Source organism: Serratia sp. ID 25-353 (genome assembly GCF_054792795.1).
Genome location: NZ_CM139236.1, coordinates 4,693,133 through 4,718,260, shown reverse-complemented (window position 1 = coordinate 4,718,260; position 25,128 = coordinate 4,693,133). Strand labels below are relative to the sequence as shown.

The 25,128-nt window shown below is 57.6% G+C and carries 31 protein-coding genes; 29 read left to right on the top strand and 2 right to left on the bottom strand.

Annotated features, from left to right (window positions below):
• Window positions 1-8 precede the first annotated feature (8 nt).
• Genes tauB through tauD form a run of 3 tightly spaced genes read left to right on the top strand, consistent with a single transcriptional unit; the run spans window position 9 to window position 2,454 of the window.
• Window positions 9-776: a taurine ABC transporter ATP-binding subunit gene (tauB, locus tag ACYF6X_RS22675; protein WP_130018347.1), complete on the top strand. Its 768-nt coding sequence runs from the start codon at window positions 9-11 to the stop codon at window positions 774-776.
• A complete protein-coding gene (tauC, locus tag ACYF6X_RS22670) occupies window positions 773-1,609 on the top strand; it encodes a taurine ABC transporter permease TauC (protein ID WP_063991669.1) in 837 nt (278 codons plus the stop codon). Before tauB ends, tauC begins: the two co-directional genes overlap by 4 nt.
• Window positions 1,606-2,454 carry a taurine dioxygenase gene (tauD, locus tag ACYF6X_RS22665; protein ID WP_033636267.1) on the top strand — a complete coding sequence of 283 codons (849 nt, stop codon included), beginning with the start codon at window positions 1,606-1,608 and terminating at the stop codon, window positions 2,452-2,454. Before tauC ends, tauD begins: the two co-directional genes overlap by 4 nt.
• A 3-nt stretch (window positions 2,455-2,457) precedes the next feature.
• Here the strand turns inward: tauD and ACYF6X_RS22660 are convergent, their stop codons facing one another.
• Window positions 2,458-4,371, bottom strand: coding sequence for an ABC transporter ATP-binding protein (locus tag ACYF6X_RS22660; RefSeq protein ID WP_460924727.1), 1,914 nt, complete (start codon window positions 4,369-4,371; stop codon window positions 2,458-2,460).
• A gap of 129 nt (window positions 4,372-4,500) precedes the next feature.
• Here ACYF6X_RS22660 and kefG point away from each other — a divergent pair, with 129 nt between their 5' ends.
• From kefG to ACYF6X_RS22625, 7 genes are all read left to right on the top strand, one after another.
• Window positions 4,501-5,052, top strand: a complete 552-nt coding sequence (gene kefG / locus ACYF6X_RS22655) for a glutathione-regulated potassium-efflux system ancillary protein KefG (RefSeq protein WP_025159909.1) — start codon at window positions 4,501-4,503, stop codon at window positions 5,050-5,052.
• Between the two features lie 2 nt (window positions 5,053-5,054).
• The gene (gene kefB / locus ACYF6X_RS22650) at window positions 5,055-6,863 is read left to right on the top strand and encodes a glutathione-regulated potassium-efflux system protein KefB (protein ID WP_063991667.1); all 1,809 of its coding nucleotides are present in this window, start codon (window positions 5,055-5,057) and stop codon (window positions 6,861-6,863) included.
• A 14-nt stretch (window positions 6,864-6,877) separates the two neighbouring features.
• Complete coding sequence (locus ACYF6X_RS22645; protein WP_015379274.1) at window positions 6,878-7,081, top strand: YheV family putative zinc ribbon protein; 204 nt, start codon at window positions 6,878-6,880, stop codon at window positions 7,079-7,081.
• Window positions 7,082-7,193: 112 nt separating this feature from the next.
• Complete coding sequence (gene slyD / locus ACYF6X_RS22640) at window positions 7,194-7,781, top strand: peptidylprolyl isomerase (RefSeq protein ID WP_130018348.1); 588 nt, start codon at window positions 7,194-7,196, stop codon at window positions 7,779-7,781.
• A gap of 92 nt (window positions 7,782-7,873) precedes the next feature.
• Window positions 7,874-8,902 (top strand): LacI family DNA-binding transcriptional regulator, encoded by a 1,029-nt coding sequence (locus ACYF6X_RS22635; protein ID WP_063991666.1) that lies wholly within the window; start codon window positions 7,874-7,876, stop codon window positions 8,900-8,902.
• Between the two features lie 122 nt (window positions 8,903-9,024).
• Window positions 9,025-10,464 carry a Na+/H+ antiporter NhaC gene (nhaC, locus tag ACYF6X_RS22630; protein WP_063991665.1) on the top strand — a complete coding sequence of 480 codons (1,440 nt, stop codon included), beginning with the start codon at window positions 9,025-9,027 and terminating at the stop codon, window positions 10,462-10,464.
• A 1-nt stretch (window position 10,465) separates the two neighbouring features.
• Entirely contained in the window at window positions 10,466-11,638 is a 1,173-nt protein-coding gene (locus ACYF6X_RS22625) for a MalY/PatB family protein (protein WP_130018349.1), read from the top strand.
• A gap of 15 nt (window positions 11,639-11,653) precedes the next feature.
• On the opposite strand, the gene ACYF6X_RS22620 is transcribed toward ACYF6X_RS22625, so the two are convergent.
• Window positions 11,654-11,881: a SlyX family protein gene (locus ACYF6X_RS22620; protein WP_025304503.1), complete on the bottom strand. Its 228-nt coding sequence runs from the start codon at window positions 11,879-11,881 to the stop codon at window positions 11,654-11,656.
• Between the two features lie 356 nt (window positions 11,882-12,237).
• Here ACYF6X_RS22620 and fkpA point away from each other — a divergent pair, with 356 nt between their 5' ends.
• From fkpA to rpsC, 19 genes are all read left to right on the top strand, one after another.
• Entirely contained in the window at window positions 12,238-13,077 is an 840-nt protein-coding gene (gene fkpA / locus ACYF6X_RS22615; protein WP_130018350.1) for an FKBP-type peptidyl-prolyl cis-trans isomerase, read from the top strand.
• A gap of 373 nt (window positions 13,078-13,450) precedes the next feature.
• Window positions 13,451-14,173: a helix-turn-helix transcriptional regulator gene (locus ACYF6X_RS22610; protein ID WP_004930418.1), complete on the top strand. Its 723-nt coding sequence runs from the start codon at window positions 13,451-13,453 to the stop codon at window positions 14,171-14,173.
• Window positions 14,173-14,562: a sulfurtransferase complex subunit TusD gene (gene tusD, locus ACYF6X_RS22605; protein WP_033636259.1), complete on the top strand. Its 390-nt coding sequence runs from the start codon at window positions 14,173-14,175 to the stop codon at window positions 14,560-14,562. The genes ACYF6X_RS22610 and tusD overlap by 1 nt, the downstream gene beginning before the upstream one ends.
• Window positions 14,563-14,569: 7 nt before the next feature.
• Window positions 14,570-14,929: a sulfurtransferase complex subunit TusC gene (gene tusC / locus ACYF6X_RS22600; protein WP_063918427.1), complete on the top strand. Its 360-nt coding sequence runs from the start codon at window positions 14,570-14,572 to the stop codon at window positions 14,927-14,929.
• Window positions 14,930-14,938: 9 nt separating this feature from the next.
• Window positions 14,939-15,226, top strand: coding sequence for a sulfurtransferase complex subunit TusB (tusB, locus tag ACYF6X_RS22595; protein WP_063991663.1), 288 nt, complete (start codon window positions 14,939-14,941; stop codon window positions 15,224-15,226).
• 143 nt (window positions 15,227-15,369) lie between these two features.
• On the top strand, window positions 15,370-15,744 hold the full coding sequence (gene rpsL / locus ACYF6X_RS22590; protein WP_004930426.1) for a 30S ribosomal protein S12: 375 nt from the start codon (window positions 15,370-15,372) through the stop codon (window positions 15,742-15,744).
• Window positions 15,745-15,840: 96 nt separating this feature from the next.
• On the top strand, window positions 15,841-16,311 hold the full coding sequence (gene rpsG, locus ACYF6X_RS22585) for a 30S ribosomal protein S7 (RefSeq protein ID WP_004956203.1): 471 nt from the start codon (window positions 15,841-15,843) through the stop codon (window positions 16,309-16,311).
• Between the two features lie 93 nt (window positions 16,312-16,404).
• On the top strand, window positions 16,405-18,519 hold the full coding sequence (gene fusA / locus ACYF6X_RS22580; protein ID WP_063991662.1) for an elongation factor G: 2,115 nt from the start codon (window positions 16,405-16,407) through the stop codon (window positions 18,517-18,519).
• A 70-nt stretch (window positions 18,520-18,589) separates the two neighbouring features.
• Window positions 18,590-19,774 carry an elongation factor Tu gene (tuf, locus tag ACYF6X_RS22575; RefSeq protein WP_055314187.1) on the top strand — a complete coding sequence of 395 codons (1,185 nt, stop codon included), beginning with the start codon at window positions 18,590-18,592 and terminating at the stop codon, window positions 19,772-19,774.
• 131 nt (window positions 19,775-19,905) lie between these two features.
• Window positions 19,906-20,100, top strand: a complete 195-nt coding sequence (gene bfd, locus ACYF6X_RS22570) for a bacterioferritin-associated ferredoxin (protein ID WP_015379266.1) — start codon at window positions 19,906-19,908, stop codon at window positions 20,098-20,100.
• A 73-nt stretch (window positions 20,101-20,173) separates the two neighbouring features.
• A complete protein-coding gene (gene bfr, locus ACYF6X_RS22565; RefSeq protein ID WP_019456183.1) occupies window positions 20,174-20,653 on the top strand; it encodes a bacterioferritin in 480 nt (159 codons plus the stop codon).
• A 381-nt stretch (window positions 20,654-21,034) separates the two neighbouring features.
• A complete protein-coding gene (gene rpsJ / locus ACYF6X_RS22560; protein ID WP_001181005.1) occupies window positions 21,035-21,346 on the top strand; it encodes a 30S ribosomal protein S10 in 312 nt (103 codons plus the stop codon).
• A gap of 32 nt (window positions 21,347-21,378) precedes the next feature.
• On the top strand, window positions 21,379-22,008 hold the full coding sequence (gene rplC / locus ACYF6X_RS22555; RefSeq protein ID WP_015379265.1) for a 50S ribosomal protein L3: 630 nt from the start codon (window positions 21,379-21,381) through the stop codon (window positions 22,006-22,008).
• A gap of 10 nt (window positions 22,009-22,018) precedes the next feature.
• Window positions 22,019-22,624 carry a 50S ribosomal protein L4 gene (gene rplD / locus ACYF6X_RS22550; protein WP_004929779.1) on the top strand — a complete coding sequence of 202 codons (606 nt, stop codon included), beginning with the start codon at window positions 22,019-22,021 and terminating at the stop codon, window positions 22,622-22,624.
• Window positions 22,621-22,923: a 50S ribosomal protein L23 gene (gene rplW / locus ACYF6X_RS22545; RefSeq protein ID WP_004951179.1), complete on the top strand. Its 303-nt coding sequence runs from the start codon at window positions 22,621-22,623 to the stop codon at window positions 22,921-22,923. Before rplD ends, rplW begins: the two co-directional genes overlap by 4 nt.
• Window positions 22,924-22,941: 18 nt before the next feature.
• The gene (rplB, locus tag ACYF6X_RS22540; protein ID WP_004929775.1) at window positions 22,942-23,766 is read left to right on the top strand and encodes a 50S ribosomal protein L2; all 825 of its coding nucleotides are present in this window, start codon (window positions 22,942-22,944) and stop codon (window positions 23,764-23,766) included.
• 14 nt (window positions 23,767-23,780) lie between these two features.
• Window positions 23,781-24,059, top strand: coding sequence for a 30S ribosomal protein S19 (gene rpsS, locus ACYF6X_RS22535; protein ID WP_004929772.1), 279 nt, complete (start codon window positions 23,781-23,783; stop codon window positions 24,057-24,059).
• A gap of 14 nt (window positions 24,060-24,073) precedes the next feature.
• Window positions 24,074-24,406, top strand: a complete 333-nt coding sequence (gene rplV / locus ACYF6X_RS22530; protein ID WP_002223844.1) for a 50S ribosomal protein L22 — start codon at window positions 24,074-24,076, stop codon at window positions 24,404-24,406.
• Between the two features lie 17 nt (window positions 24,407-24,423).
• Window positions 24,424-25,122 carry a 30S ribosomal protein S3 gene (gene rpsC, locus ACYF6X_RS22525; RefSeq protein ID WP_063991193.1) on the top strand — a complete coding sequence of 233 codons (699 nt, stop codon included), beginning with the start codon at window positions 24,424-24,426 and terminating at the stop codon, window positions 25,120-25,122.
• Window positions 25,123-25,128: the final 6 nt, after the last annotated feature.

Genomic DNA, 25,128 nt, shown 5'->3' with positions numbered 1-25,128 from the left:
GAAGCAGGATGCTAAACGTCAATCATCTTTCAGCAGAGTATCAGGGGCGGCCCGCGCTGCGTGACGTGTCGTTCCAGATCGCCACCGGGCAACTGGTGGTGGTGCTCGGCCCGTCGGGCTGCGGCAAGACCACGCTGCTGAATTTGATCGCCGGGTTTATCGAGCCTTCAGCTGGCAGCATCACGCTGGATGGAACGCCCGTTCACGGCCCGAGCGCCGAACGGGGCGTGGTGTTCCAGCATGAGGGCTTACTGCCGTGGCGCAACGTGGTGGACAACGTCGAGTTCGGCCTGCAGCTGGCCGGCGTCGGCAAGGCGCAGCGCCGCCAGGTGGCGGAGCAGATGCTGCAGCGCGTGGGGCTGGCGGGGTATGAACAGCACTTTATCTGGCAGCTTTCCGGCGGCATGCGCCAACGCGTCGGCATCGCCCGCGCTCTGGCCGCCGATCCACGGCTGTTGTTGTTGGACGAGCCGTTCGGCGCCCTGGACGCGTTCACCCGCGAGCAAATGCAGGAGCTGTTGCTGACCATTTGGCGTGAGACCGGCAAACAGGTGCTGCTGATCACCCACGATATCGAAGAGGCGGTGTTCCTCGCCAGCGAACTGCTGCTGCTGTCGCCGGGGCCAGGGCAAGTGGTGGAGCGGCTGTCGCTGAACTTCGGCCAACGCTATGCCGACGGCGAAGCCTGCCGCGCCATCAAGTCAGATCCTGAATTTATCGCGCAGCGCGAATACGTGCTGGGCAAAGTTTTCCAACAGCGCGAGGCCTTGCTATGAGCCTGCATTCCACTCTGAAGGCCGCGGCGCAGCCGCAGGGCAAAGCGGCGCGCCGTTTCAGCGTGCCGCGCAATGTTTGGCTGAGCAGCGCCACGCTGTTGACGGTGTTGATCGTCTGGTGGGGCGTGACGGCGCTGCAGCTGATCAGCCCGCTGTTTTTGCCGGCGCCGCAGCAGGTGCTGCACCAGCTGATCGCCATCGCCAGCCCGCAGGGTTTTATGGACGCCACGCTGTGGCAACATCTGGCGGCCAGCCTGGGACGCATTCTGGTAGCGCTGTTGGCGGCGGTGATCGTCGGCATCCCGGTGGGCATCGCCATGGGGCTGAACGACACGGTGCGCGGCATCCTCGATCCGCTGATTGAGATCTATCGCCCGGTGCCGCCGCTGGCCTATCTGCCGCTGATGGTGATTTGGTTCGGCATCGGTGAAACCTCAAAGATCTTGCTGATTTATCTGGCGATCTTCGCGCCGGTGACGCTGTCTGCCGTGGCCGGCGTGCGCAGCGTGGCCCAGGTGCGGGTGCGTGCCGCCCGCGCGTTGGGCGCCACGCGTTGGCAGGTGCTGCGTTTCGTGGTGCTGCCGAGCGCGCTGCCGGAGATCCTGACCGGCATCCGCATCGGGCTGGGCGTCGGCTGGTCGACGCTGGTGGCCGCTGAACTGATCGCCGCCACGCGCGGCCTGGGATTTATGGTGCAATCCGCCGGTGAGTTTCTGGCGACCGACGTGGTGTTGGCCGGCATCGGCGTGATTGCGGTGATTGCATTTGGGCTGGAGCTGGGGCTGCGTGCCCTGCAGCGCCGATTGACCCCGTGGCATGGAGTACAGCAATGAACGAACGTCTGAATATCACCCCGCTGGGGCCTTACATCGGGGCGCTGGTGGAAAACGTCGAGTTGGCCCGACCGCTGGGCGACGGGCAGTTTGAACAGCTTTATCATGCCTTGCTGAAGCATCAGGTGCTGTTCTTCCGCAATCAGCCGATCACGCCGCTGCAGCAGCGCGATCTGGCCGGCCGCTTCGGCGATCTGCATATCCATCCGGTCTATCCGCACGCCACCGACGTGGAAGAGATCATCGTGCTCGATACCCACGACGACAACCCGCCGGACAACGATAACTGGCACACCGACGTGACCTTTATCGAGAACCCGCCGCTGGGGGCGATCCTGGCGGCCAAGACGCTGCCTTCCACCGGCGGCGACACGCTGTGGGCCAGCGGCATCGCGGCCTACGAGGCGCTGTCGGCGCCGTTCAGAACGCTGTTGGCGGGGCTGCGCGCGGAGCATGACTTCACCAAGTCGTTCCCGGAACACAAGCATCGCGGCAGTGAAGAGGAGCATCAGCGCTGGCAGCTGGCGGTGCAGAAAAATCCGCCGCTGTTGCATCCGGTGGTGCGTACTCACCCGGTCAGCGGCCGGCAGGCGCTGTTCGTCAATGAAGGGTTTACTACGCGGATCGTCGATTTGGCGCCGAAAGAGAGCGACGCTTTACTGAATTTCCTGTTTGCTCACATCACCAAACCGGAGTTTCAGGTGCGCTGGCGCTGGCAGGAAAATGACGTGGCGATCTGGGATAACCGCGTGACGCAGCACTACGCGAACGCGGATTATCTGCCGCAGCGGCGCATCATGCACCGCGCGACCATTCTGGGGGATAGGCCTTTTTACAAGGCCTGAAGCTTAGGCTTCGAACGCCTGCGTTAACTGTTCCAGCTGTTCCTGCGCATCCAGCCAGGTCATTTCCGTCTCTTCCAGCACGGATTTGGCCTGGCTTTGCTTTTGCAGGCAGTCGGTCAACTCGGCCTTGCGGCTGATGTCGTACAGTGCGGAATCCGCCAGCTGTGCCTCCACCGCCGCCAGTTCGGCGCCCAGTTTTTCCATCTGTTGTTCCAGCTTGGCGATCTGCTTGCGCAGCGGCTGGGTCTGCGTACGGAACTCCGCCTCGCGGCGTTTTTGATCCTTGCGCGCCTGCGCGCTGTTGCCGCCGCTCTCTTTTTCCGGTGCGTCCTGCTGGCTTTCCTGGCGCTGCAGGTCGACAAGCCACTGCTGGTAGTCGTCGAGATCGCCCTCGAAAGGCTCGACCTGGCCGTCGTGCACCAGGTACAGATCGTCGGTGGTGGAGCGCAGCAGGTGACGGTCGTGCGAGACCACCACCAACGCGCCTTCGAAATCGATCAGCGCCTCGGTCAGCGCCTGACGCATGTCGAGATCCAGGTGGTTGGTCGGTTCATCGAGCAGCAGCAGGTTAGGGCGCTGCCAGACGATCAGCGCCAGCACAAGCCGCGCCTTCTCGCCGCCGGAGAAACGTTCGGTCACTTCGCTGACCTTGTCGCCCTGGAAACCGAAACCGCCCAGATAGTCGCGCAGCTGCTGCTCCAGCACCCGTGGTGCGATGCGGCTCAGGTGCTGCAGCGGCGATTCGTCGGCACGCAGGAATTCCAGCTGGTGCTGGGCGAAGTAACCCAGCTTTATGCCTTTCGCCAGGCCTATCTCGCCGCTCAGCGGTTCCAGGGGGCCGGCCAGCAGTTTGATCAGCGTCGATTTACCGGCACCGTTGCGGCCGAGCAGGCCAATGCGCGAGCCGGGCACCAGGTTCAGCTTGATTGACTTCAGGATCACTTTATCGCCATACCCGGCGCTGACTTTGTCCATGCGCAGCAGCGGGTTCGGCAGGCTTTCCGGCGGACGGAAGCTGAAGGTGAACGGATTGTCGACGTGCGCCGGGGCGATCAGCTCCATGCGCTCCAGCATCTTGATGCGGCTCTGCGCCTGCTTGGCCTTGGTGGCCTGCGCGCGGAAACGGTCGATATAGCTTTGCAGGTGCGCCACTTTCTCTTGCTGGTGCTGATACAGCGACTGCTGCTGCGCCAGCTTGGTGGCGCGCTGGCGTTCAAACGACGAATAGTTGCCGGTGTATTCATTCATCGTCTGCTGTTCGATATGCAGGATCTTGTCGACGATCGGATCGAGGAAGTCGCGGTCGTGCGAGATCAGCACCAGCGTGCCGGGATAGCTTTTCAGCCAGCGCTCCAGCCAGATCACCGCATCGAGATCCAGGTGGTTGGTCGGTTCGTCGAGCAGCAGCAGGTCCGACCGGCACACCAGCGCCTGCGCCAGGTTGAGGCGCATGCGCCAGCCGCCGGAAAAGTCGCGCACCGGGCTTTGCAGCTGTTCGTTGGAGAAGCCGAGGCCGTGCAGCAGGCTGGCGGCGCGGGAGCGGATGGTCCAGGCGTCGATGGCGTCCAGCTTGCCGTGCAGGGTCGCGATGGCGTGGCCGTCGTTACGGTCGTTGGCCGCCTGCAATTCGGCTTCGAGTTGGCGAAACTCGCGGTCGCCGTCGATAACATACTCAATGGCCGGCACGTCCAGCGCCGGCGTCTCCTGGTTGACCCAGGCCAGCGCCCAGTTGCCGGGGAAGGTAAAGCTGCCGCCGTCTGCCGCGATCTCGCCCTTCAACAGCGACAGCAGCGTGGATTTGCCGCAGCCGTTTTTGCCCACCAGGCCGACCTTCTGACCTGGATTAACCGTCGCCGTGGCGTTGTCCAGCAGGACGCGGATGCCGCGTCGGATTTGTAGCGAGGAGAATACAATCATAAAGCGCCGTATGTTCAGAGTATGTTAAATTATCATTAAGGTAACAGAACGCGTACCGCGCGCTGTTTTTGTCTTTGCGATGCATGGTAACGGAAAACCGCTACCCTGACGACGCTTTGGAGGGGAATGATGTCGCAGCCGCCCAAGGTCTTGCTGCTGTATGCCCATCCGGAATCCCATGACTCGGTGGCGAACCGGGTTTTGCTTCGACCGGCGCAGCAGTTGGAACATGTCACCGTGCACGATCTCTACGCGCACTACCCTGATTTTTTTATCGATATCCATCATGAACAACAGCTGCTGCGTGAGCATCAGGTCATCGTGTTTCAGCACCCGCTGTACACCTACAGCTGCCCGGCGCTGCTGAAGGAGTGGTTGGATCGCGTGCTGTCGCGCGGCTTCGCCAGCGGCGTGGGCGGCAATGCGCTGGCGGGCAAATACTGGCGCTCGGTGATCACCACCGGCGAACCGGAAGGCGCCTACCGCACCGGCGGTTATAACCACTACCCGATGGAAGATATTCTGCGGCCGTTCGAGCTGACCGCCGGGATGTGCCATATGCACTGGTTGACGCCGTTCGTGGTGTACTGGGCGCGGCGGCAAAAGCCGGAGGTGCTGCGCAGCCATGCGGACGCCTACGGCGAGTGGCTGAGCCACCCGCTGCCTCACGGAGGGCGGTGACGATGGAAGGATCGACCTTACTGACCGCCATTTTACTGTTCCTGTTCGCCGCGGTGGTGACGGTGCCGATCGCCCGTCGCCTGGGGATCGGCGCGGTGCTGGGCTATCTGATCGCCGGCATCGCCATCGGCCCTTGGGGACTGGGCTTCATCCGCGACGTCGACGAAATCCTGCACTTCTCCGAGCTGGGCGTGGTGTTCCTGATGTTCATCATCGGCCTGGAACTGAACCCCAGCAAGCTGTGGGAGCTGCGGCGTTCGATCTTCGGCGCCGGCGCGGGCCAGGTGTTGATCACCGCGGCGGTGCTGGGCGCGTTGCTGTACCTGACGCACTTCGCCTGGCAGGCGGCGGTGATCGGCGGTATCGGCCTGGCGATGTCTTCCACCGCCATGGCGCTGCAACTGATGCGCGAGAAGGGCATGAACCGCAACGAAGGGGGGCAGCTCGGCTTCTCGGTGCTGCTGTTCCAGGATATGGCGGTGATCCCGGCGCTGGCGCTGATCCCTATTCTGGCCGGCGCCGGCGGCACCAGCGACGACTGGGCGAAGATCGCGCTCAAGGTGGCGGCGTTCGGCGGCATGCTGATCGGCGGCCGTTTCCTGCTGCGGCCGCTGTTCCGCTATATCGCCGCTTCCGGCGTGCGCGAGATCTTCACCGCCGCAGCGCTGTTGCTGGTGCTCGGCTCGGCGCTGTTTATGGAAGCGCTCGGCCTGTCGATGGCGCTCGGCACCTTCATCGCCGGGGTGCTGCTGGCGGAGAGCGAATACCGCCACGAGCTGGAAATTTCCATCGAGCCGTTTAAAGGGCTGCTGCTGGGGCTGTTCTTTATTTCGGTGGGCATGGTGTTGAATATCGGCGTGCTCTACACCCATCTGGCCGAGGTGTTGATCGGCGTGCTGGCGCTGGTGGCGGTCAAATCCGGCGTGCTCTATGGTGTGTCGCGCCTGTTCGGCCTGCGCAGTTCGGTGCGCCTGCAGTTTGCCGGGGTGCTCAGCCAGGGCGGCGAGTTCGCCTTCGTGCTCTTTTCGGCGGCGGGCGCGCAAAAGGTGCTGCAGCCGGATCAACTCTCTTTGCTGTTGGTGGTGGTGACGCTGTCGATGATGACCACGCCGCTGCTGATGCAGGCCATCGACCGCATTTTGGCGCGCCGCTATAACGCCAAAGGCGAAGACGAGGAGACGCCATACGTGGAGGACGACGATCCGCAGGTGATCATCGTTGGCTTCGGGCGTTTCGGCCAGGTGATCGGCCGCCTGTTGATGGCCAACAAAATGCGCATTACCGTACTGGAGCGCGACGTCAGCGCCGTCGGCGTACTGCGGCGTTACGGTTACCAGGTTTATTACGGTGACGCCACCGAGCTTGAGCTGCTGCGCGCGGCGGGCGCCGAGAAGGCCAAGTCGATCGTGATCACCTGCAATGAGCCGGAAGACACCATGGAGATCGTGCGGCTGTGTCAGCAACACTTTCCAAACCTGAGCATTCTTGCGCGGGCGCGCGGCCGCGTGGAGGCGCATGAGTTGCTGCAGGCTGGCGTGAAGCAGTTCAGCCGCGAGACCTTCTCCAGCGCGCTGGAACTGGGGCGCAAGGCGCTGATGGAGTTGGGCATGCACCCGCATCAGGCCTTCCGCGCCCAGCAGCATTTCCGCCGCCTGGATATGCGCATGCTGCGTGAACTGATGCCGCCGCATCAGGGCGATGTGGCGCAAATTTCCCGCGTGAAAGAGGCGCGGCGCGAGCTGGAAGAGCTGTTCCATCGCGAAATGCAAAAAGAAAGTCGCCAGTTCGACGGCTGGGACGAATACGAATAAGCGGGAGCATAACGATGTCTGCAACACGTAAGAGATTTATCGCCGGGGCGGTGTGCCCGAGCTGTAGCGCCATGGATACGCTGGCGGTATGGCGGGAGGATCAGGTGGAGGTGGTGGAGTGCGTCAAGTGCGGTCACCATCAGCGCCAGACCGAACAACAGGTGGAAAAACACGTTCGCCCGCAAGAACAGGTGATCGGCATTTTCCAGCCGAAGTAGCGTTTTTTTATCCCGGAGGGTACAGCGAGGCAGATTTCCGTTACAATCTGTCCGGAAAAGGCGCGCATCCCGATAACGGTGCGCGTCCTAGTAGCCAACGGTAGGAGATATCATGAAAGTAGCAAAAGACTTGGTGGTCAGCCTGGCTTACCAAGTACGTACAGAAGACGGTGTTTTGGTTGATGAGTCTCCGGTGAGCGCACCGCTGGACTATCTGCACGGGCATGGTTCTCTGATCGCAGGTCTGGAAAAAGCACTCGAAGGCCACGACGTTGGCGATCGTTTTGACGTTCACGTCGGCGCGAACGACGCGTACGGCAACTACGACGAAAACCTGGTGCAGCGCGTACCGAAAGACGTCTTCATGGGCGTTGACGAACTGCAGGTTGGCATGCGTTTCCTGGCTGACACCGATCAGGGCCCGGTACCGGTTGAAATCACCGAAGTTGACGGCGACCACGTGGTGGTTGACGGCAACCACATGCTGGCCGGCCAAAACCTGAACTTCAATGTGGAAGTTGTCGCGATCCGCGAAGCGACCGAAGAAGAACTGGCGCACGGCCACGTACACGGCGAGCACGACCATCACCACGAACACGGTGAAGGCTGCTGCGGCGGTCACGGCCACGGCCACGATCACGACCATGGTCACGACCACGGTAAAGGCGGCTGCGGTAACGGCGGCTGCGGCTGCCACTAAGCAGATCGCAGTGACGAGACAAGAGGGCAGCCATCGGCTGCCCTTTTTTATGCGCGGCGCAACGGGCGCCGAACGGTATAACAGGACATGCCATGGCCACCATGAAAGACGTTGCGCGGCGCGCCGGCGTTTCCACGGCCACCGTCAGCCGGGTGATCAATAATACCGCCTACGTTGAACCGGTGACCCGCGAACGCGTCGAGAAGGCGATGCGCGAGTTTAACTATCACCGTAACGCCGCCGCGCTGGCGCTGGCGAAAAGAAGCGGCAATATGCTGGGATTGCTGACCGGCAACCTCGACGATCCGTTTTTCTCGCGCCTGGCGCGGGGCGTGGAAGACATCACGCGCCAGGCCGGCGTACGTTTGATGTTGTGCAGCGGCGGACATCAGGCCGAATTGGAAAAAAGCGGCCTCGACTTTCTCATCAACCAGGGATGCGAAGCCATCGTGGCGCACGTCACGCGCATGGGGGAGGAGGAGCTGCTGCGCTACGCCGCCCACACGCCTGCGCTGGTGCTGATCAATCGTTATCTGCCCGCCATCGCCAACCGTTGCATCTGGCTCGACAACGCCAATGCGGCGCAGGCGGCGACCGAGCTGCTCATTCGCCAGGGGCATCGGAGAATCGCCTGCGTGACGGCGGATCTGCCGATTGACGACCGCGCGCAGCGGTTAGCGGGTTACCGCAAGGCCATGGCCGCCGCCGGCATTGAGGTGCCCGGGGTCTGGATCATCAGCGTACCCTTCAACGAGAGAGGGGGCGAACTGGCGGCCGAGCGCGTGCTGGCCAGCGACCCACGCTTCACCGCCGCAGTGACCTTCAACGACGTGATGGCCGCCGGCATGATGCGCACCTGCCACCAACGGCACATTCAGCTGCCCGAGGCGCTGTCGATCGTTGGCTTTGACGACATTGCCCTGGCGAAATATCTCCACCCTTCGCTGACCACGGTGCATTACCCCATCGAGAAAATGGCCCGACGCGCCGCGCGCCTGGCGCTGCAGATCCACAGCGGCAGCGACGTCGCGCCGCAGAACAACCGCTTTTCGGCCGAGCTTATCCTGCGAGACTCCGTAGCCGACGGCGATCCGCATGAGCAAAGCAAGCGCGGCGAATGAGAGACGGCTCACACAACGTTAGCCCATGAAACCGATTACATGGTTGGTTGCCTGCGCTCACATCCTCCGATTATCGAAGCCATTACGCTGTTGCAGTACCCCATCTTCAACAGGAGCCGTATATGGATAATAAGAAAACGCTCAACCTTGGGCTGGCGACGCTGCCGATTGTGGCCATGCTGTTGCTGCTCATCATCGGCTATGGCCAGTTTGGCCTGCGTATTGAACCGCTGCTGCTGGTTTCCGCCGCCATCGCCGCCGCGTTGGCCTGGTGGCAAGGCTACCGCTGGGACGACATCATCGAGGCCATCGTGGCCAAGCTGGCGAAGGCGATGCCGGTTATCCTGATTCTGATCTGCGTGGGCGGCCTGATCGGCACCTGGATGATCAGCGGCACAATTCCTTACATGGTGTATTGGGGGCTGAAGCTGATTAGCCCCCAATACATTCTGATCGCCGCGTTCTTCATCACCAGCGTGATCTCGGTGTGCACCGGTACCTCGTGGGGAGCGGCCGGCACCGTGGGCGTGGCGCTGATGGGCGTGGCCGCCGGTCTGGACGTGCCGCTGGCCGCCGCTGCCGGGGCGGTGGTGTCCGGCGCTTACTTCGGCGACAAAATTTCGCCGTTGTCCGATTCGACGAACTTCGCGGCTATCGTCGCGGATACCGATCTCTACAGCCATATCCAGCATTTGATGTACACGACGCTGCCGAGCTTCATCCTGGCCGCCGTGGTGTACCTGATCGCCGGCCACACCGGCGCGGTGGGCAGCGTGGCAACGCCGGAAAAAGTGACCGAAATCGTCGGCGCGCTCGAAGGGCTGTACCACTTCAATCTGCTGCTGATCCTGCCGCCGGTGCTGGTGCTATGGGGCGCGGTGACCAAACGGCCGGTGATCCCCGTCATGCTGGCCGCCTGCGCGTTGGCGATCGCCATCGGCGTCGCGCTGCAAGGCTTTAGCCTGCAGCAGGGGCTGAATGCGTTGATGGACGGTTTCAATCTTTCGATGTTCGCCACTCAGGGCCACAACGTTGAGGGGATCGTCGCCGATGTGCCGCGCCTGCTGAACCGCGGCGGCATGTTCTCGATGATGAGTACGATCCTGCTGGTGTTCTGCGCCTTTTCCTTCGCCGGTGCCCTGACGCTGACCGGCGCGCTGACGGTGATCATCAGCCGGCTGCTGAACGTGGTGCACACCACCGGCCAGCTGATCGCCGCCACCGTTGCCACCACTATCCTGGTGACCGGCGCGACCAGCGACGGCAAGCTGGCGCTGCTGATCCCGGCGGAGCTGTTCAAAGGGGCCTATCGACGCATGGGGCTGGACAATAAAAATCTGTCGCGCACCGTCGAAGATGCGGGCACCGTCATCGAACCGCTGATCCCGTGGACGGCCGCCGGTATTTACATGGCGACCACGCTGGGGGTCAGCACGCTCGATCTGCTGCCGTGGGCGATCCAATGTTATGCCGCGGTAGTGTTCGCCCTGATTTATGGGTTCACCGGCTTCGGTATCGCCAAACTCCAACCTCAGCACGACTTGCAGCGTAAGGAAGCCTGACATGACGAGTCATTTCAACGCCATCATCGATCGCCACAACACCGGCTCCGTGAAGTGGGACTTCATCGACCGCTATCTGCAACTGGACGGCAGTGAGCTGTTGCCGATGTGGGTGTCCGATTTCGACTTTCCGTGCCCGCCAGAGGTGCAGCAGGCGCTGCATCAGCGGGTGGAGCACGGCGTCTTTGGCTACAGCGAACGCGACGACGCTTACTATCAGGCGGCGATCGACTGGTTTGCCAAGCGGCACGGCTTGCCGCTGCGGCGCGAATGGTTCACGTCGATTGAAGGGGTAGTACCGGGGTTGGCGATGCTGATCCAACTGCTCAGCAAGCCGGGGGACGGGGTGGTGGTGCAGGGGCCGTACTATGGCTCGTTCGCCAAGATAGTCACCATGAACGGCAGAGAGGTGATTGAAAACCCGCTGCTGGAAACCCCGCAGGGATACCGGATCGATTTCGATCGGCTGGCCGCCTGTCTGGCGCAGCGTAAACCGCCGCTGTTGTTGCTGTGCAACCCGCACAATCCGACCGGCCGTTGCTGGCGCCGCGATGAACTGGAGCGGCTTATGGCGCTCTGTCACGCCCACGATGTCACGGTGATCTCCGATGAAATTTGGGCCGATTTGCTGCTGCCCGGCGAGACGTTTACGTCGGTGTTGCATCTGGGCGAGGAATATCGCGAGCGGGTGATTGCGGCGACGTCCGCCAGCAAAACGTTCGGCCTCTCCTCGCTGCGCATTTCGAATTTCCTGATCCCCAACGCCCGGCTTCGGCAGGCGTTTGTCGATCGGCTGAACGCCCACGGGCTGGATGTATTCAACGCGCTGTCGATGACGGCGGCGACCGCGGCCTATCAACGGGGCGCAGCCTGGCTTGATGAGCTGCTCGACTACCTGGCGGAGAATCGGCGCTGGTTTGAGCAGGCGCTGGCGGCCGCCGCGCCCTGGTGTGCAATGACCCAGGCTGAAGGGACTTATCTCGCCTGGCTGGATTGCCGCTCGCTGGGTTTGAACGATGCTGACTTGCAGCAGGCGCTGGTGGCGGTGGCGAAGCTGGCACCGTCGATGGGCAGCGGTTTCGGCCCGCAGGGGAGCGGTTTTATCCGCATCAACCTGGGGTGCCCGCGCCGGTATCTCGAGCGTGCCGTCGAAGGGCTGGCACGCCTGAAATAACCGCATGGCGGGCCCTCAATAGTGCGGCGGAGGGGTTTCTTCCGATTGCGAGGCGATCATTGAGGTTTGGGTCGAGCGCAGCTTGTCGGTCAACATGCGCAAATGTTCGCGCATCTTCAGCATTTCCATTTGATGCTGGGTAACGGTCTGGTTGAGCTCTTCGATGGTGAGCTCTTGGAAAGCCTGACGGCTCTCCAGTTCTTCAAGCCGCTGTAGCAGGCGTTGAATGTCGGCGTTGTGCATGGGGCTACCTCTGACGCGATAAAATCCTGATTCGGCGCTATGGTAACAGCTGGCGCCGGGTTTGCTCGCGCTATTTCTCCAGACGGCGCGCAACGTTGCGATCGGCAGTGTAAAGTGCTGAAAAGTTGCGCGCCCGATACGCCGTTTTTTGCTAACCTCGCCGAATATTCTGCAAGAAAAATCTGATTTATCATGCGAGTAGCACACGGTGGGAAACTTCTTGGCAAAGCGGGAGTCACACTTTGACTCGATTGGTTACCTGTGCGACTGTTTTGTTTTGTTTCAGGCAGCTATAGTAGCCCGGTTATCTTACCTAATGATTGTTTGGGGCATTGCTTCAGACACTGGAGAAATGGATGAAATCTTTGTTTAAAGTCACGCTTCTGGCAACCACCATGGCTTTTGCTCTGAATGCGACCCAGGTCATGGCAGCCGATGCCGCCAAACCGGCAGAAGCCGCTAAACCAGCGGACGCGGCGGCAGCACCGAGCACCGGCAAGTTCAAAAACGACGACGAGCAAGCGGCCTACGCACTGGGCGCCTCTCTCGGCCGTTACATGGACAACTCTCTGAAAGAGCAAGAGAAGCTGGGTATCAAGCTGGACAAAGATCAGCTGATTGCCGGCGTTCAGGACGCGTTCGCCAACAAGAGCAAGCTGAACGATGCCGACATCGAGAAGACCCTGCAGGGCTTCGAAGCGCGCGTGAAGGCTTCTGCTCAGGCGAAGATGGAACAGGACGCCAAGGACAACGAAACCAAAGGCGCCAAGTACCGCGATAGCTTCGCTAAAGAAAAAGGCGTGAAGAAAACCGAATCCGGCCTGCTGTACCAGGTAGAGAAGCCGGGCGCGGGTGAAGCTCCGAAAGACAGCGATACCGTGGTAGTGAACTACAAAGGTACCCTGACCGACGGTACCGAGTTCGATAATTCCTACACCCGCGGCGAGCCGCTGTCGTTCCGTCTGGACGGCGTGATCCCAGGCTGGACCGAAGGCCTGAAGCACATCAAGAAAGGCGGCAAAATCAAGCTGGTGATCCCACCTGCATTGGCCTACGGCAAAACTGGCGTTCCGGGCATCCCGGCTAACTCCACGCTGGTCTTTGACGTTGAGCTGCTGGACGTGAAAGCGGCGCCGAAAGCCGAGGCTAAAGCCGAAAAACCGGCTGATGCGAAAGCTGACGCTAAAGCGAAATAACATCGTCGCTCTGTTTGCCACCGCCGCGGATGCTCTCCGCGGCGGTTTTCATTTCGGCAGCCGCCGCCTCTCTCTCCATTGAACGCTTGACGCCTGCCGGGCATCGGGCTTAACGTCAATACCACGCGCAAACGCAAGGACTTTGCTCCGGCCGCTTTGCTAGACTAATAATTCTGACTTATCAGTCATGCGTCTGCCCCTTAGGGCGTGTACCTAAAATTGTTCCCGGCCGCCTCGCCCGCGGATGTCATCGTGCCGTTCGATGCCGCTCTCAGCCGGCCGCGCTGCGGCGTGCCGACGACGGCAGCGATCCGGTCCGAGCGGTTTTAGCTGCGCCCCCTGGCACAGGCGATCTATGAGGGTGGTATCTTCGATGTCGAATTCGCTTTTATCCAGCGAAGCCAGCGAACTTGATTTGCTGAATGAACGTCCGTTTACTCAAACGGATCATGAAATCCTGAAATCCTATGAAGCGGTGGTCGACGGGCTGGCGATGTTGATCGGCGGCCATTGCGAGATCGTATTGCACGCGCTGGAAGACCTGAACAGCTCAGCGGTACGCATCGCCAACGGTGAACATACCGGGCGTAAAATCGGCTCGCCGATCACCGACCTGGCGCTGCGCATGCTGCACGACATGGCCGGCGACGACAGCAGCGTGTCGAAAGCCTACTTTACCCGCGCCAAGAGCGGCGTGTTGATGAAGTCGGTGACCATCGCCATTCGCAATCGCGAGCAGCGGGTGATCGGCTTGCTGTGCATCAACATGAACCTCGACGTGCCGTTCTCACAGATCATGCAGACCTTTATGCCGCCGGCCACGCAGGACGTGCCGTCGTCGGTGAATTTCGCGTCTTCCGTCGACGATCTGGTGGCGCAGACGCTCGAGTTCACCATCGAAGAGGTGAACGCCGACCGCTCGGTGTCCAATAACGCCAAGAATCGCCAGGTAGTGCTCAACCTCTATGAGAAAGGCATCTTCGACATCAAGGATGCGATCAACCAGGTGGCGGATCGCCTGAATATCTCCAAACACACCGTGTATCTGTACATCCGCCAGTTCAAGAGCGGCGATCTGTTGGGAAGCGACCGTTGATGCTTGATTATTGCCTGTTGGTCACCGGCCCGGCTTACGGCACGCAGCAGGCCAGCAGCGCCTATCAGTTCGCTCAGGCTTTGTTGGCGAAAGGGCACCGGCTTTCCAGCGTCTTTTTCTACCGTGAAGGGGTGTTGAACGCCAACCAGCTGACCGCGCCGGCCAGCGACGAGTTCGACCTGGTGCGCGGCTGGACGCAGTTGGCGCAGCAACACGGCGTGGCGCTCAACGTCTGCGTAGCTGCCGCGCTGCGCCGTGGCGTCACCGACGAGCAGGAGGCGGCGCAACAGGGGTTGGCAAGCGCCAACCTGCAGCCCGGCTTTACCCTGAGCGGGCTGGGTTCCCTGGCTGAAGCGTCGCTGAGTTGCGACCGTCTGGTGCAGTTCTGAGGATATGATGAAACGAGTCGCTTTTGTTTTCACCCACGGGCCGCACGGCGGCGCCGGTGGCAGGGAAGGGCTGGATGCGCTGCTCGCCACGTCGGCGCTCAGTGAAGACTTGGGGGTGTTTTTTGTCGGCGATGGCGTATTGCAGCTGTTGCCGGGCCAGCAACCGGAAAAGATTTTGGCGCGCAATTACATCGCCACCTTCGGCGTGCTGCCGCTGTATGACGTGGAGAGGTGTTATCTGTGCCAGGCTTCGCTGCAGGAACGCGGGCTGGGTCAGGTGACCGATTGGGTGCTGGATGCCGAGGTGCTGGCGCCGGACGAACTGCGCCGCGAACTGGCCGGCTACGACACCGTGATGACGTTTTAGGATCCTCTGATGCTCTATACCCTGAGCCATTCGCCAAACCAATGTGACTTACCCGCCCTGCTGCGCCTGACGGCGGAGGGGGACGCGCTGCTGCTGCTGCAGGACGGCGTGCTTGCCGGCCTTGCCGGCAGCGCCCATCTTGAATTACTGCTCGCCGCCCCCATATCCCTTTACGCGCTGCAGGACGACCTGGAAGCCCGGGGACTGATTGGTCACTTTTCGCACAAAATCACTGTCGTCGGCTATAATCACTTCGTTGAATTAACCGAACAACACCGCAGCCAAATGGCCTGGTAATGAGAGTGATGTTGTATATTTCTTGACACCCATACTGGTCAGCCCTAAAATTCTGCGTCCTCGTACTTTGCCAATAGTGCATACGAGGGGATTTATCACATGTTTACGAAGCTAGTACGAAGCAAAAACCAGGAGCTTTTTTAATGGCAACAATTAACCAGCTGGTTCGCAAACCACGCTCTGTGAAGGCTGCTAAAAGCAACGTTCCAGCGCTGGAAGCCTGCCCGCAGAAACGTGGCGTATGCACCCGCGTATACACCACTACCCCGAAAAAACCAAACTCCGCACTGCGTAAAGTTTGCCGTGTGCGTTTGACCAACGGTTTCGAAGTAACTTCCTACATCGGTGGCGAAGGCCACAACCTGCAGGAACACTCCGTAATCCTGATCCGTGGCGGTCGTGTAAAAGACCTGCCAGGTGTGCGTTACCACACCGTCCGTGGTGCACTTGACTGCTCCGGTGTTAAAGACCGTAAGCAAGCTCGTTCCAAGTACGGCGTGAAGAAGCCAAAGGCTTAATGGTTCTCCGTTAAGTAAGGCCAAACGTTTTAACTTTAATGTCAAAATAAACTCGTAGAGTTTTGGACAATCCTGAATTAACAACGGAGTATTTCCATGCCACGTCGTCGCGTAATCGGCCAACGTAAAATCCTGCCAGATCCTAAGTTCGGATCTGAGCTGCTGGCCAAATTTGTAAATATCCTGATGGTAGACGGTAAAAAATCTACTGCAGAAGCAATCGTCTATACCGCGCTGGAGACCCTGGCTCAGCGTTCTGGTAAAGATCACCTGGAAGCTTTCGAAGTCGCTCTCGACAACGTTCGCCCGACTGTAGAAGTTAAGTCGCGTCGCGTTGGCGGTTCTACTTATCAGGTACCAGTTGAAGTCCGCCCGGTTCGTCGTAATGCTCTGGCAATGCGTTGGATCGTTGATGCTGCACGTAAACGCGGTGATAAATCCATGGCTCTGCGCCTGGCGAACGAGCTGTCTGACGCAGCAGAGAACAAAGGTTCTGCTGTTAAGAAGCGTGAAGACGTTCACCGTATGGCCGAAGCCAACAAGGCGTTCGCCCACTACCGCTGGTAATCACCCGGCTGTAGTCATGCTAACCAAGCGGGCGCGTCAAATCGGCCCGCTTGGGTTAACTGAACTTGAACGCCCTAGGAATAGAGGAATCAAATGGCTCGTACAACACCCATTGCACGCTACCGCAACATCGGTATCAGTGCTCACATCGACGCCGGTAAAACCACCACTACCGAACGTATTCTGTTCTACACCGGTGTAAACCACAAAATCGGTGAAGTTCATGACGGCGCTGCCACCATGGACTGGATGGAACAGGAGCAGGAGCGTGGTATTACCATCACTTCTGCAGCGACTACTGCTTTCTGGTCTGGTATGGCCAAGCAGTTCGAACCGCATCGCGTAAACATCATCGACACCCCAGGGCACGTTGACTTCACCATCGAAGTAGAACGTTCCATGCGTGTGCTGGATGGCGCGGTAATGGTTTACTGTGCTGTTGGTGGTGTTCAGCCACAGTCTGAAACCGTATGGCGTCAGGCTAACAAATACAAAGTGCCACGTATCGCGTTCGTTAACAAAATGGACCGTATGGGCGCTAACTTCCTGAAAGTTGTTGGCCAGATCAAATCTCGTCTGGGCGCTAACCCTGTTCCTCTGCAGCTGGCTATCGGCGCAGAAGACAAATTCACCGGCGTTATCGACCTGGTGAAAATGAAGGCGATCAACTGGAACGAAGAAGACGCAGGCGTAACCTTCGAATACGAAGACGTCCCGGCTGACATGATGGATCTGGCTGAAGAATGGCGCCAGAACCTGATCGAGTCCGCTGCGGAAGCTTCCGAAGAGCTGATGGAAAAATACCTGGGCGGCGAAGATCTGACCGAGGAAGAAATCAAAGCAGCTCTGCGTCAGCGCGTACTGAACAACGAAATCATCCTGGTTACCTGTGGTTCTGCGTTCAAGAACAAGGGCGTGCAGGCGATGCTGGATGCGGTAATCGAATACCTGCCGGCACCAACTGACGTTCCTGCGATCAACGGTATCCTGGACGACGGTAAAGACACTCCGGCTGAGCGTCACGCAAGTGATGACGAGCCGTTCTCTGCTCTGGCGTTCAAAATCGCTACCGACCCGTTCGTAGGTAACTTGACCTTCTTCCGCGTGTACTCCGGCGTTGTTAACTCCGGCGACACCGTGCTGAACTCCGTTAAGTCTGCGCGCGAGCGTTTTGGCCGTATCGTTCAGATGCACGCCAACAAGCGTGAAGAGATCAAAGAAGTTCGCGCAGGCGATATCGCCGCTGCGATCGGTCTGAAAGACGTGACCACCGGGGACACCCTGTGTGATCCAGACTCTCCAATCATCCTGGAGCGTATGGAATTCCCTGAGCCGGTAATCTCTATCGCCGTTGAACCGAAAACCAAAGCTGACCAGGAAAAAATGGGTCTGGCTCTGGGCCGTCTGGCTAAAGAAGACCCGTCGTTCCGCGTATGGACTGACGAAGAGTCTAACCAGACCATCATCGCCGGTATGGGTGAACTGCACCTCGACATCATCGTTGACCGCATGAAGCGTGAATTCAACGTTGAAGCTAACGTGGGCAAACCTCAGGTAGCTTACCGCGAAGCGATTCGCGCGAAGATTACCGACGTTGAAGGTAAGCACGCCAAGCAGTCTGGTGGTCGCGGTCAGTATGGTCACGTTGTGATCGACATGTACCCACTGGAGCCGGGCTCTAACCCGAAAGGTTACGAGTTCGTCAACGACATCAAAGGTGGTGTAATTCCTGGCGAATACATCCCTGCCGTTGATAAAGGCATCCAGGAGCAGCTTAAGTCTGGTCCGTTGGCTGGTTACCCGGTAGTAGACATGGGTATTCGTCTGCACTTCGGTTCTTACCACGACGTTGACTCCTCTGAACTGGCGTTTAAACTGGCCGCGTCTATCGCCTTTAAAGAAGGCTTTAAGAAAGCGAAACCGGTTCTGCTTGAGCCTATCATGAAGGTTGAAGTTGAGACTCCAGAAGAGAACACCGGTGACGTTATCGGTGACTTGAGCCGTCGTCGCGGCATGCTGCGCGGTCAGGAATCTGAAGTGACTGGCGTTAAGATCCACGCTGAAGTACCGTTGTCCGAAATGTTCGGCTACGCAACTCAGCTGCGTTCTCTGACTAAAGGTCGCGCATCATACACCATGGAATTCCTGAAGTATGATGATGCACCGAACAACGTCGCTCAGGCCGTAATCGAAGCCCGTGGCAAATAAGCCGCAGGGTTAAAACCAAAGTCCCGTGCTCTCTCCAGAAGGGGAGAGCGCTATAGTAAGGAATATAGCCGTGTCTAAAGAAAAATTTGAACGTACAAAACCGCACGTTAACGTTGGTACTATCGGCCACGTTGACCACGGTAAAACTACCCTGACTGCAGCGATCACTACCGTACTGGCTAAAACCTACGGCGGTTCTGCACGTGCTTTCGACCAGATCGATAACGCGCCAGAAGAAAAAGCTCGTGGTATCACCATCAACACCTCTCACGTTGAGTATGACACCCCGACTCGTCACTACGCGCACGTTGACTGCCCAGGGCACGCCGACTACGTGAAAAACATGATCACCGGTGCCGCTCAGATGGACGGCGCGATCCTGGTAGTAGCTGCGACTGACGGCCCAATGCCTCAGACCCGTGAGCACATCCTGCTGGGTCGTCAGGTTGGCGTTCCTTTCATCATCGTATTCATGAACAAATGCGACATGGTTGATGATGAAGAGCTGCTGGAACTGGTAGAAATGGAAGTTCGCGAACTGCTGTCCGCTTACGATTTCCCAGGCGACGACCTGCCAGTAATCCGCGGTTCCGCGCTGAAAGCGCTGGAAGGCGAAGCTGAGTGGGAAGCGAAAATCATCGAACTGGCCGAAGCCCTGGACAGCTACATCCCAGAGCCAGAGCGTGCTATCGACAAGCCGTTCCTGCTGCCAATCGAAGACGTATTCTCCATCTCCGGTCGTGGTACCGTTGTTACCGGTCGTGTTGAGCGCGGTATCATCAAAGTTGGCGAAGAAGTTGAAATCGTTGGTATCAAAGACACCGTTAAGTCTACCTGTACTGGCGTTGAAATGTTCCGCAAACTGCTGGACGAAGGCCGTGCGGGTGAGAACGTAGGTGTTCTGCTGCGTGGTATCAAGCGCGAAGACATCGAACGTGGTCAGGTACTGGCTAAGCCAGGCTCTATCAAGCCACACACCCAGTTCGAATCTGAAGTGTACATCCTGAGCAAAGATGAAGGTGGTCGTCACACGCCATTCTTCAAAGGCTACCGTCCACAGTTCTACTTCCGTACCACTGACGTGACCGGTACCATCGAACTGCCAGAAGGCGTAGAGATGGTAATGCCAGGCGACAACGTGAACATGATTGTCACCCTGATTCACCCAATCGCGATGGACGACGGTCTGCGTTTCGCAATCCGTGAAGGCGGCCGTACTGTAGGCGCTGGTGTTGTTGCTAAAGTTATCGCTTAATCGCGAATAATTTTTCGACACAAAAAAGGGCACTTCGGTGCCCTTTTTTTATACAATTTGTTTAAATCTTAATTGAAATAAAAACCATTCCTATTTAGACTCAATGCATTGGTTAAGAAGTGAGTCTCTCTATGTATGTATGTCTGTGTAATGCGGTGACTGACAAAGCGATCCGTAATGCGGTGCGTCAGCACAATCCCCATACCATGAAGCAGCTGCGTGAACTTGTGCCGATTGGTACCGACTGTGGAAAGTGCATTCGTCAGGCAAGACAGATTATGGTGGAGGAACGCGGAACTATCATCCCAATGCATGAAGTTGCCTAACAAAGGGTAAGGTTATTTTTGACTCTTGGCTTACAGGTTCTACACTTTTAGAACTGGCCAGGAGGAGTTACCTATGAAAGGCGATAAAAAGATCATTGCTCATCTCAACAAGCTGCTCGGCAACGAGCTGGTTGCCATCAATCAATATTTTCTGCACGCCCGTATGTTCAAGAATTGGGGCTTAATGCGCCTCAACGACAAGGAATACCACGAGTCGATCGACGAAATGAAACATGCCGATCGCTACATCGAGCGTATCCTGTTCCTGGAAGGGCTCCCTAACCTGCAAGATCTCGGCAAGCTGAACATCGGCGAAGACATTGAAGAGATGCTGCGTTCCGATCTGGCTCTGGAGCTAGCGGGCGCCAAAAACCTGCGCGAAGGTATCGCCTATGCCGACTCGATTCATGATTACGTCAGCCGCGATTTGATGATAGATATCCTGGCCGATGAAGAAGAGCATATCGACTGGCTGGAGACCGAGCTGGATCTCATCGCTCGCCTCGGTATTCAAAACTATGCCCAGGCCCAGATTTTGGAGCGCAAAGAATAAGCCTTTCGCCCATTCGCCATTGCCTCTCCTGCCGGCGTCCGTTTTCACGGCGGGGCAGGGGAGAATATCCCCGCCCAAGCATAATGCATTCCCTGTTCACCGTGTTAACCCGCCTACTGCCGCTGAACGCGCAAAAATGACGATTTCCTGAGCATATTTCCAACTGCGGCTTGCTTCCTGGGCCATTTTGCGTATAATGCGCGGGCTTACCTAATCTTGGTAAGCCTGATTTTAGCGAATCAGTCGATTGGCAGGCTTTTTTGCCCTTCGAACAATACTCCCGATATGGGGGTTATATGTTGACGATTACACTCCCCCATCAATCGAAATGGGTGTGAGGAGTAATTATTTACGTTTATAAATAATTGGAGCTCTGGTCTCATGCAGAACCAAAGAATCCGTATCCGCCTGAAAGCGTTTGATCATCGTCTGATCGATCAATCAACCGCGGAAATCGTCGAGACTGCAAAGCGCACTGGTGCGCAAGTCCGTGGTCCGATCCCGCTGCCAACTCGCAAAGAGCGCTTTACCGTTCTGATCTCTCCGCACGTCAACAAAGACGCGCGTGATCAGTACGAGATTCGCACTCACAAGCGTCTGGTTGACATCGTTGAGCCAACCGAGAAAACCGTTGATGCTCTGATGCGTCTGGATCTGGCTGCCGGTGTAGACGTGCAGATCAGCCTGGGTTAATCAGGTCATTGAGCGATTGAGAGGTTGAAACAATGATTGGTTTAGTCGGTAAAAAAGTGGGTATGACCCGTATCTTCACTGAAGATGGCGTTTCTATCCCAGTAACCGTAATTGAAATTGAAGCGAACCGCGTGACTCAGGTTAAAAGCCTGGACACCGACGGTTACCGTGCCGTTCAGGTTACCACTGGTAGCAAAAAAGCTAACCGTGTAACCAAACCGGAAGCGGGCCATTTCGCTAAAGCTGGCGTTGAAGCTGGCCGTGGTCTGTGGGAATTCCGCCTTGAAGAAGGTCAAGAGTTCGCTGCAGGTCAGGAAATTAGCGTAGAAATCTTCGCTGACGTTAAAAAAGTCGATGTTACCGGTACTTCTAAAGGTAAAGGTTTTGCTGGCACTGTTAAGCGCTGGAACTTCCGTACCCAAGACGCTACCCACGGTAACTCCTTGTCTCACCGCGTTCCGGGTTCTATCGGTCAGAACCAGACTCCGGGCAAAGTGTTCAAAGGCAAGAAAATGGCTGGCCACCTGGGTGATGAGCGCGTAACCGTTCAGAGCCTGGACGTAGTACGTGTTGACGCTGAGCGCAACCTGCTGCTGGTTAAGGGTGCTGTACCGGGCGCAACCGGTGGCAACCTGATCGTTAAACCAGCTGTGAAGGCGTAAGGGGATAGCAATGGAATTAGTATTGAAAGACGCGCAAAGCGCGCTGACTGTTTCCGAAACTACCTTCGGTCGTGATTTCAACGAAGCGCTGGTACACCAGGTTGTTGTTGCTTATGCAGCAGGTGCCCGTCAAGGTACCCGTGCTCAGAAGACCCGTGCTGAAGTAACTGGTTCCGGCAAAAAGCCATGGCGTCAGAAAGGCACCGGCCGTGCGCGTTCAGGTTCTGTAAAGAGCCCGATCTGGCGTTCAGGCGGCGTGACCTTTGCTGCTAAGCCACAGGACCACAGTCAGAAAGTAAACAAAAAGATGTACCGCGGCGCGCTGAAAAGCATCCTGTCCGAGCTGGTACGTCAAGATCGTCTGATCGTTGTCGAGAAGTTCTCTGTAGAAGCGCCTAAAACTAAGCTGCTGGCACAGAAACTGAAAGATATGGCTCTGGAAGACGTGCTGATCGTGACCGGTGAACTGGATGAGAATCTGTTCCTGGCAGCTCGCAACCTGTACAAGGTTGACGTGCGCGATGTAGCAGGTATCGATCCGGTTAGCCTGATCGCCTTCGACAAAGTGGTTATGACTGCTGATGCTGTGAAGCAAGTTGAGGAGATGCTGGCATGATCCGTGAAGAACGTTTGCTGAAAGTGCTGCGTGCACCGCACGTATCTGAAAAAGCATCCGCTGCGATGGAAAAAAGCAACACCATCGTTCTCAAAGTTGCCAAAGACGCGACCAAAGCAGAAATCAAAGCTGCAGTGCAGAAACTGTTTGAAGTCGAAGTCGAAGACGTGAACACCCTGGTAGTTAAAGGGAAAGTGAAGCGTCACGGTCAGCGTGTTGGTCGTCGTAGCGACTGGAAAAAAGCTTACGTCACCCTGAAAGAAGGCCAGAATCTGGACTTCATCGGCGGCGCAGAGTAAGTCGGAGGAGTAAGAACAATGGCAATTGTTAAATGTAAACCTACATCTCCGGGTCGTCGCCACGTTGTTAAAGTGGTTAACCCTGAGCTGCACAAGGGTAAACCTTATGCCCCGCTGCTGGAAAAACTGAGCAAAAGCGGTGGTCGTAACAACAATGGCCGTATCACCACCCGTCATATCGGTGGTGGCCACAAGCAACATTATCGTCTGGTTGACTTCAAGCGCAACAAAGACGGTATCCCTGCTGTGGTTGAGCGTCTGGAGTACGATCCGAACCGTTCCGCGAACATCGCGCTGGTTCTGTACAAAGACGGCGAACGCCGTTACATCCTGGCGCCGAAAGGCCTGAAAGCTGGTGACCAGATTCAATCTGGCGTTGATGCTGCAATCAAAGCGGGTAACACCCTGCCGATGCGCAACATTCCAGTTGGTTCAACGGTTCACAACGTAGAAATGAAACCAGGTAAAGGCGGCCAGATGGCTCGCTCCGCTGGCGCCTACGTTCAGATCGTTGCTCGTGATGGTTCCTACGTAACTCTGCGTCTGCGCTCCGGCGAAATGCGTAAAGTTCCAGCTGATTGCCGCGCCACCCTGGGTGAAGTCGGTAACGCTGAACACATGCTTCGCGTTCTGGGTAAAGCAGGTGCTGCACGTTGGCGTGGTGTTCGTCCTACCGTTCGCGGTACGGCGATGAACCCGGTAGATCACCCGCACGGTGGTGGTGAAGGTCGTAACTTTGGTAAGCACCCGGTAACTCCGTGGGGCGTTCAGACCAAAGGTAAGAAGACCCGTAGCAACAAGCGTACTGATAAGTTCATCGTACGTCGCCGTAGCAAAAAATAATTAGAGGATAAGCCATGCCACGTTCTCTCAAGAAAGGTCCTTTTATTGACCTGCACTTGCTGAAGAAGGTAGAGAAAGCGGTGGAAAGCGGTGACAAGAAGCCTTTGCGCACTTGGTCCCGTCGTTCAACGATCTTTCCTAACATGATCGGTTTGACCATCGCTGTCCATAATGGTCGTCAGCACGTACCAGTGTTCGTTTCCGATGAAATGGTCGGTCACAAACTGGGTGAATTCGCGCCGACTCGTACTTATCGCGGCCATGCGGCTGATAAAAAAGCTAAAAAGCGCTAAGGTAGGAGGAAGAGATGGAAACTATCGCTAAACATCGCCACGCTCGTTCTTCTGCTCAGAAGGTTCGCCTTGTTGCTGACCTGATTCGCGGTAAGAAAGTGTCGCAAGCTCTGGAAACTCTGACCTACACCAACAAGAAAGCTGCTGGTCTGGTTAAGAAAGTGCTGGAGTCTGCCATTGCTAACGCAGAACACAACGATGGCGCTGACATCGATGATCTGAAAGTTACGAAAATCTTCGTAGACGAAGGCCCAAGCATGAAGCGCATTATGCCGCGTGCAAAAGGTCGTGCAGATCGCATCCTGAAGCGCACCAGCCACATTACTGTGGTTGTGTCCGATCGCTGAGACTCTGGAGACTAGCAATGGGTCAGAAAGTACATCCTAATGGTATTCGCCTGGGTATTGTCAAACCTTGGAACTCTACTTGGTATGCGAATACCAAAGAATTCGCTGACAACCTGGACAGCGACTTTAAAGTTCGTCAATTCCTGACTAAGGAACTGTCGAAAGCTTCCGTTTCTCGCATCGTTATCGAGCGTCCTGCGAAGAGCATCCGTGTGACCATTCACACTGCTCGCCCAGGCATCGTTATCGGCAAGAAAGGTGAAGACGTCGAAAAACTGCGCAAGGTCGTAGCGAACATCGCTGGCGTTCCTGCACAGATCAACATCGCCGAAGTCCGTAAACCGGAACTCGACGCTAAATTGGTTGCTGACAGCATCACTTCTCAGCTGGAACGTCGCGTTATGTTCCGTCGTGCTATGAAGCGTGCAGTACAGAACGCAATGCGTCTTGGCGCTAAAGGTATCAAAGTTGAAGTAAGCGGCCGTCTTGGCGGCGCCGAAATCGCACGTACCGAATGGTACCGCGAAGGTCGTGTTCCATTGCACACTCTGCGTGCGGACATCGACTACAACACATCTGAAGCGCACACCACTTATGGTGTAATCGGCGTTAAGGTATGGATCTTCAAAGGTGAGATCCTGGGTGGTATGGCTGCAGTTGAACAACCGGAACCGGCTGCTCAACCTAAAAAGCAGCAGCGTAAAGGCCGCAAGTAAGGAGAG

Excerpts from the sequence above, each read along its gene's own strand:
- tauB (WP_130018347.1), top strand. The coding sequence starts at position 9 with ATGCTAAACGTCAATCATCTTTCAGCAGAGTATCAGGGGCGGCCCGCG.
- tauC (WP_063991669.1), top strand. The coding sequence starts at position 773 with ATGAGCCTGCATTCCACTCTGAAGGCCGCGGCGCAGCCGCAGGGCAAA.
- tauD (WP_033636267.1), top strand. The coding sequence starts at position 1,606 with ATGAACGAACGTCTGAATATCACCCCGCTGGGGCCTTACATCGGGGCG.
- ACYF6X_RS22660 (WP_460924727.1), bottom strand. The coding sequence starts at position 4,371 with ATGATTGTATTCTCCTCGCTACAAATCCGACGCGGCATCCGCGTCCTG.
- kefG (WP_025159909.1), top strand. The coding sequence starts at position 4,501 with ATGTCGCAGCCGCCCAAGGTCTTGCTGCTGTATGCCCATCCGGAATCC.
- kefB (WP_063991667.1), top strand. The coding sequence starts at position 5,055 with ATGGAAGGATCGACCTTACTGACCGCCATTTTACTGTTCCTGTTCGCC.
- ACYF6X_RS22645 (WP_015379274.1), top strand. The coding sequence starts at position 6,878 with ATGTCTGCAACACGTAAGAGATTTATCGCCGGGGCGGTGTGCCCGAGC.
- slyD (WP_130018348.1), top strand. The coding sequence starts at position 7,194 with ATGAAAGTAGCAAAAGACTTGGTGGTCAGCCTGGCTTACCAAGTACGT.
- ACYF6X_RS22635 (WP_063991666.1), top strand. The coding sequence starts at position 7,874 with ATGGCCACCATGAAAGACGTTGCGCGGCGCGCCGGCGTTTCCACGGCC.
- nhaC (WP_063991665.1), top strand. The coding sequence starts at position 9,025 with ATGGATAATAAGAAAACGCTCAACCTTGGGCTGGCGACGCTGCCGATT.
- ACYF6X_RS22625 (WP_130018349.1), top strand. The coding sequence starts at position 10,466 with ATGACGAGTCATTTCAACGCCATCATCGATCGCCACAACACCGGCTCC.
- ACYF6X_RS22620 (WP_025304503.1), bottom strand. The coding sequence starts at position 11,881 with ATGCACAACGCCGACATTCAACGCCTGCTACAGCGGCTTGAAGAACTG.
- fkpA (WP_130018350.1), top strand. The coding sequence starts at position 12,238 with ATGAAATCTTTGTTTAAAGTCACGCTTCTGGCAACCACCATGGCTTTT.
- ACYF6X_RS22610 (WP_004930418.1), top strand. The coding sequence starts at position 13,451 with ATGTCGAATTCGCTTTTATCCAGCGAAGCCAGCGAACTTGATTTGCTG.
- tusD (WP_033636259.1), top strand. The coding sequence starts at position 14,173 with ATGCTTGATTATTGCCTGTTGGTCACCGGCCCGGCTTACGGCACGCAG.
- tusC (WP_063918427.1), top strand. The coding sequence starts at position 14,570 with ATGAAACGAGTCGCTTTTGTTTTCACCCACGGGCCGCACGGCGGCGCC.
- tusB (WP_063991663.1), top strand. The coding sequence starts at position 14,939 with ATGCTCTATACCCTGAGCCATTCGCCAAACCAATGTGACTTACCCGCC.
- rpsL (WP_004930426.1), top strand. The coding sequence starts at position 15,370 with ATGGCAACAATTAACCAGCTGGTTCGCAAACCACGCTCTGTGAAGGCT.
- rpsG (WP_004956203.1), top strand. The coding sequence starts at position 15,841 with ATGCCACGTCGTCGCGTAATCGGCCAACGTAAAATCCTGCCAGATCCT.
- fusA (WP_063991662.1), top strand. The coding sequence starts at position 16,405 with ATGGCTCGTACAACACCCATTGCACGCTACCGCAACATCGGTATCAGT.
- bfd (WP_015379266.1), top strand. The coding sequence starts at position 19,906 with ATGTATGTATGTCTGTGTAATGCGGTGACTGACAAAGCGATCCGTAAT.
- bfr (WP_019456183.1), top strand. The coding sequence starts at position 20,174 with ATGAAAGGCGATAAAAAGATCATTGCTCATCTCAACAAGCTGCTCGGC.
- rpsJ (WP_001181005.1), top strand. The coding sequence starts at position 21,035 with ATGCAGAACCAAAGAATCCGTATCCGCCTGAAAGCGTTTGATCATCGT.
- rplC (WP_015379265.1), top strand. The coding sequence starts at position 21,379 with ATGATTGGTTTAGTCGGTAAAAAAGTGGGTATGACCCGTATCTTCACT.
- rplD (WP_004929779.1), top strand. The coding sequence starts at position 22,019 with ATGGAATTAGTATTGAAAGACGCGCAAAGCGCGCTGACTGTTTCCGAA.
- rplW (WP_004951179.1), top strand. The coding sequence starts at position 22,621 with ATGATCCGTGAAGAACGTTTGCTGAAAGTGCTGCGTGCACCGCACGTA.
- rplB (WP_004929775.1), top strand. The coding sequence starts at position 22,942 with ATGGCAATTGTTAAATGTAAACCTACATCTCCGGGTCGTCGCCACGTT.
- rpsS (WP_004929772.1), top strand. The coding sequence starts at position 23,781 with ATGCCACGTTCTCTCAAGAAAGGTCCTTTTATTGACCTGCACTTGCTG.
- rplV (WP_002223844.1), top strand. The coding sequence starts at position 24,074 with ATGGAAACTATCGCTAAACATCGCCACGCTCGTTCTTCTGCTCAGAAG.
- rpsC (WP_063991193.1), top strand. The coding sequence starts at position 24,424 with ATGGGTCAGAAAGTACATCCTAATGGTATTCGCCTGGGTATTGTCAAA.